Source organism: Nocardioides sp. CPCC 206348 (genome assembly GCF_048654705.1).
Taxonomy (GTDB): Bacteria; Actinomycetota; Actinomycetes; order Propionibacteriales; family Nocardioidaceae; genus Nocardioides.
Genome location: NZ_JBMCZA010000068.1, coordinates 22,844 through 28,614, shown reverse-complemented (window position 1 = coordinate 28,614; position 5,771 = coordinate 22,844). Strand labels below are relative to the sequence as shown.

Below are 5,771 nucleotides of genomic sequence, written 5' to 3'. Positions count from 1 at the left end.
GAGTGGAAGGTGATGTTGTCCTTGCCCATGAAGTAGTAGGCCAGGGACTCCTCGGCACCGTCGGCGGCCGGGTTCCACCAGTCGCGCCAGGCGTCCGGGTTGCCGGTGCGGCGGGCCCACTCGATCGAGGCCGACAGGTAGCCGACGACGGCGTCGAACCAGACGTACAGCTTCTTCGTCGGGTTCTCGCGCCAGCCGTCCAGCGGTACGGCGATGCCCCAGTCGATGTCGCGGGTCATCGCCCGCGGACGGATCTCCTTGAGGATGTTCTGGCTGAACCGGATCACGTTGGGCCGCCACAGGCCCGTCGCCTCACGGCCGTCGAGCCACTCGGTGAGCGCCTCGGCCAGTGCCGGGAGGTCGAGGAAGAAGTGCTGCGTCTCGATGAACTCCGGCGTCTCGCCGTTGATCTTGGAGCGCGGGTTGACCAGGTCGTGCGGGTCGAGCTGGTTGCCGCAGTTGTCGCACTGGTCGCCCCGGGCGCCGTCGTACCCGCAGATCGGGCAGGTGCCCTCGATGTAGCGGTCCGGCAGGGTGCGGCCGGTCGAGGGCGAGATGGCGCCGTACGTCGTCTGCTCGACGAAGTAGCCGTTCTCGTAGACCCCGAGGAAGAGCTCCTGGACCACGGCGTGGTGGTTGCCGGTCGTCGTACGGGTGTAGAGGTCGTAGCTGACCCCCAGTCCGACCAGGTCCTCGATGATCAGCCGGTGGTTCTTGTCGGCGAGCTCCTGCGGGGTCACCCCCGCCTCGTCGGCAGCGATCAGGATCGGCGTGCCGTGCTCGTCGGAGCCCGACACCATGAGCACCTCGTTGCCCGCCATCCGCTGGTACCGACTGAACACGTCGGAGGGAACACCGAAACCGGCCACGTGGCCGATGTGGCGTGGGCCGTTGGCGTACGGCCAGGCGACAGCGGAGAGGACATGCGTCATGGGGTCAACCTTAGGGACTCCGGCGCCCGGCCCGCGCCACGCCCTCAGGAGAAGTCGAGGTCACCCGTCCGCGAGCGCTTGAGCTCGTAGAAGTACGGGAACGACGCGACCGCGACGGTGCCGTCCCAGAGCCGGCCGGCGTCCTCGCCGCGCGGGATCTTCGACAGGACGGGACCGAAGAAGGCGGTGCCGTTGACGTGGATCGTGGGCGTGCCGACCTCGTTGCCGACCGCGTCCATGCCCTCGTGGTGCGACTTCGCGACCGCGGCGTCGTACGACGGGTCGGTGGCCGCATCGATCAGGTCGGGGTCGAGTCCGACTTCGTCGAGCACCTCGGCGATGAGGCCGAGACCGCCGTCGGGCTCCTCGTGCAACGGACGACCGCCGACGTGGATGCGCGCACCGAAGGCGTCGTACATCGGGAGCAGGACCTTGTCGCCGTGGCGCTCCTGCGCGGCGATCAGCACCCGGACGGGGCCCCAGGCAGGGGCGAGCCGGGCGCGGTACTCCTCGGGCAGGTCCCGGTCCTTGTTCAGGTAACCCAGGCTCATCACGTGCCAGACGACCTCGACGTCACGGACCTTCTCGACCTCGAGGATCCAGCGCGACGTGATCCAGGCGAAGGGACAGAGCGGGTCGAACCAGAGGTCGGCGCGGTTGCGCTCGGAGACGGAGGACATGGTGGCCGAACCACGGCACCCGCCGCAGCATTCCCCGACCGCTCAGCGGACGACGACCGAGGACTCCCGACGAACCCGCGGAACAGCCGCCGAGCCGAGGTAGGTCACGATGACGTCCTTGCGTCCCGCCGAGGCGACCTTCGCGGAGAACCGTGCCCGACCGTCGACCAGGCGCAGCTCCTTGACCGACCCGCCGATCCGGACCCGGACGCTGCCGGTGACCGGGGCGACACCGGGAGCGGTGATCTGGATCGCCGCCGTCACCGTGCGGCCGCGCGTGGTGGTCGTGAGCCTGACCGTCCCCGGGCTGATGACCACACCGGGCCTGACGAGCGTCTCCGGGAGCGGTGCGTAGTTCTTGCGGGTGCGGTTGATCTTGAGCGAGATCGTCTTCCCGGCGTCCGGTGCCGTCAGGCGGTACGACGCCGTGGTCGCGCCGGGCACCGGCACCCCGTTGCGCAGCCACTGGAGCGTCACCGTCGCGTCGGCCGGGGTGACGGCGCCGGTGACGGCCCGCAACGTGTTGCCCAGGCTCGCCTTCCCGGTGATCGCCGACGGGCTCGCCACCTCGATGTTGCCGCTCAGGACGGCGCCCACCCTGATCGTCGGTGCCGCCGTGTCGACGTAGCCGTCCTGGCGGGCCACTGCGCGCACGCTGATCACCTTGCCGACCAGTTCCGGCACGAGGGGCAGCTGGGCGGTGTCGTTGCCCTTGAGCAGGACGCCGTCGGCGTACCAGCGCCACCACGTGCGGCTGGGTGCCGGAAGCCAGGTGCCGGTCGTGGCGGTGAGCACCTCGTCGACGTACGGACTCCCCTGGACGACGGGCTGCTCGTCGAGGACGAACTTGCCGGGCACGACGGCGGGTGTGGCGACCGAGGTCTGGACCCCGTCGGTGTAGCCGGACCGCTTGGTGCGCACGGTGACCGTGATCGGCTTGCCCACGTCGGCCGGACGCGGCGTGAAGGTGCGCGTGACGACGCCGGTGCTGACGCCCCCGACCAGCCAGTTGTACGTGACGCTGCTCGGGCTGACCGACCAGAGGCCGGTCGTGGTGCTGAGGGTGGAGCCGACGGCGCTGGTGCCGCTGATGACCGGAGGGGTCTTGCCGACGATGCGCTTGTCGGTGAAGTGGATGAATCCGGTCGGCCAGCGCCCGCTCGACTTCAGGATCCTGCGCCAGTGGAACGTGCCACCCCAGCTGTCCTCGGAGATCACGATCTCGGTCGGCGACACCACGCGCTCGACGTACGCGACGTGTCCGGCCGAGCCGCTGCCGTTGGAGTAGCGGCCCCACCAGGCGATGGCGCCGACGTTCGGGACGTCGTCGGTGATGCTGGCCATCCGCAAGCCCCACTCGCTCGCGTTGCCTCCGCCGGTCCACGGACGCGTGGCGGGTCCGCCGGACTTGATCACCCGGTACGCGGCGTAGTTGGTGCAGTTGTGACCGGAGTACATCCGCCAGTACATCGTGCTGCTCACGGCGCCGTACCCGGCGTCGGAGTAGCCGGCGCTGCGGCAGCTGGAGTAACCACTGCAGAGATACGTGGTTGCTGCCGATGGGGAGATGGGCGCACCGACCCGCACTGGTGATCCCACCAGCAGCAAGGTCGCGATGAGCGCACTGGTGACGACGGAGGTCCCCCAGCGCGCAGCCAGTCCCCGGTTGCGCATGTCGAACACCATCGGACACATGTGCCCCAAAACGCAACAAAATCCCCAGAAATCTCGTGCTTCACTGGCGTGTCGCGTTGACTTTTCATAGTTACACGGTTGTAGTTCCGCGCTTTCGGGTTTCCGGCCCTCCCGCCGGGCCCACCCGATTGTCTGACAATGTGGGGTGGATGTAAGGATGACGGCATGCCCGGCACCAACCTCACCCGCGACGAAGCGGCCACCCGCGCGGCCCTCGTCAGCGTGACGTCCTACGTCATCGACCTCGACCTCACGAACGCCACCGCGGAGGGCGTCGAGACCTTCGGGTCGACGACCACGCTGAGCTTCACGTGCCGCGCCCCGGGCGGCAGCACGTTCGCCGACCTGGTCGACGCGACGATCCACGAGATCACGCTCAACGGCACTCCCCTGGACCCGGCGACGGCGTACGCCGACAGCCGGATCACGCTCACCGACCTGCAGGCCGAGAACGTCCTGGTCGTGCGGGCCGACTGCACCTACTCCCACACCGGCGAGGGCCTGCACCACTTCGTCGACCCGGCCGACGGCAACATCTACCTCTACTCACAGTTCGAGGTGCCGGACGCCCGCCGCGTCTACACCACCTTCGAGCAGCCCGACCTCAAGGCGCCGTTCACGTTCAACGTCACCGCGCCGGCGCACTGGAAGGTCGTCTCGAACGCGGCCACGCCGGCGCCGGTCCCGGCCGGTTCGATCAACGGGGTCGAGGCCGCGGTCTGGAACTTCCCGCCGACCAAGCCGATGTCGACGTACATCACGGCCGTCGTCGCCGGTGACTACTACGAGGTCCAGGACGTCTACGAGGGCAAGCACGGCACCATCCCGCTCGGCCACTACAGCCGGCAGTCGCTCAAGGAGTTCCTCGAGCGCGACCGCGAGGAGATCGTCACCCTCACCAAGCAGGGCTTCGAGTTCTTCGAGGACGCCTTCGGCTACCCGTACCCGTTCGGCAAGTACGACCAACTCTACGTTCCCGAGTACAACATGGGCGCGATGGAGAACGCCGGCTGCGTGACGCTGCGCGACGAGTACCTCCCCCGCTCGCGCCAGCCGCGCTCGTTCTACGAGTTCCGCGCGTCGGTGATCCTGCACGAGATGGCCCACATGTGGTTCGGCGACCTGGTGACCATGAAGTGGTGGGACGACCTCTGGCTCAACGAGTCGTTCGCCGAGTGGGCCTGCTACCACGCCGAGGCCCTCGCGACGTCGTACGACGACGCCTGGACCGGGTTCACGAACGCCCGCAAGCAGACCGGCTACCGCGCGGACTCGTTGCCCTCGACGCACCCGATCGCGGCCGACAACGTCGACCTGCACGCGGTCGAGGTGAACTTCGACATGATCACCTACGCCAAGGGCGCGGCGGTGCTCAAGCAGCTCGTCGCGTGGGTCGGCCTCGACCCGTTCCTCGCCGGCCTGCGCCAGTACTTCCAGGACCACGAGTACGGCAACACCGAGTTCTCCGACCTGCTCACGGCACTCGAGAAGGCGTCGGGCCGCGAGCTGTCGAGCTGGGCGCAGGAGTGGCTCCAGACTGCCGGAACCAACACCTTCACGCCCGAGCTCGAGGTGGCGGCCGACGGCACCTACGCGGCCTTCTCCGTGCGCCAGACCGCGCCCGTCGACCACCCGACGCTGCGGCGACACCGGGTCGGCGTCGGCTTCTACAACAGCAACGAAGAGGGCCGCCTGGTCCGAACCGACTACGTCGAGGTCGACGTCGAGGGCGAGCGCACCGAGCTCGCCGAACTGGTCGGCAAGACCCAGCCCGAGCTGCTGCTGCTCAATGACGAGGACCTGGCGTTCGCCAAGATCCGCCTCGACGAGCGATCCCTTGCCACGGCCATCGCGCGCCTCTCCGACATCGACGACTCGCTGACCCGGGCGCTGATCTGGAGCGCTGCGTGGGACATGACCCGCGACGCCGAGCTCTCCGCGAGCGACTTCGTGACGCTCGTCCTGGGCAACATCGGCAGCGAGACCGACGCCTGGGGCCTCAGCCGGATCCCGGTGTACGCCGCACAGGCGGTCAACCTCTACAGCGACCCGGCCGGCCGGGCAGCCCTGTCGGCCCGCTGGCAGGAGGGCCTTCGTGCCCTGCTCGAGCAGGCCGAGTCCGGCACGGACCACCAGCTGACGTTCGCGCGCACCTACGCCAGCGCTGCGACCAGCGACGCCGCGATCGCCGACCTGGAGGCCATCCTCGACGGGTCCCTCGTCCTTGAGGGCCTGGCCGTCGACCAGGACCTTCGCTGGTCGCTGCTCACGGCCCTGGCTCGGGTCGGGCGCGCCGACGATGCCCGCATCGACGGCGAGCTGGCCAACGACAACACCATCTCCGGCCAGGAGAAGTCGGCCGCGGCCCGCGCCGCGATGCCGACCGCTGCGGCGAAGGAGCGGGCCTGGACCCAGGCACTGCTCGACCCGTCGGTCCCGAACGAGACCCAGCGCAGCGTCGTCC

Annotated in this window: 4 protein-coding genes; 1 reads left to right on the top strand and 3 read right to left on the bottom strand. The window is 69.1% G+C overall.

Translation table 11 applies throughout. The features are described from left to right. The 3 genes from ACOADB_RS03025 to ACOADB_RS03015 all read right to left on the bottom strand — a co-directional run. Positions 1-932: methionine--tRNA ligase (locus tag ACOADB_RS03025; RefSeq protein WP_378596439.1), on the bottom strand; the 932-nt coding region annotated here is incomplete at its 3' end. A gap of 44 nt (positions 933-976) precedes the next feature. Continuing rightward, positions 977-1,612, bottom strand: a complete 636-nt coding sequence (locus ACOADB_RS03020) for a DsbA family protein (protein WP_378596438.1) — start codon at positions 1,610-1,612, stop codon at positions 977-979. 42 nt (positions 1,613-1,654) lie between these two features. After that, positions 1,655-3,286 carry a CHAP domain-containing protein gene (locus ACOADB_RS03015; protein ID WP_378596437.1) on the bottom strand — a complete coding sequence of 544 codons (1,632 nt, stop codon included), beginning with the start codon at positions 3,284-3,286 and terminating at the stop codon, positions 1,655-1,657. A 186-nt stretch (positions 3,287-3,472) separates the two neighbouring features. Here ACOADB_RS03015 and pepN point away from each other — a divergent pair. Further along, positions 3,473-5,771 (top strand): aminopeptidase N (pepN, locus tag ACOADB_RS03010; RefSeq protein WP_378596445.1); only part of this gene is annotated, 2,299 nt, incomplete at its 3' end.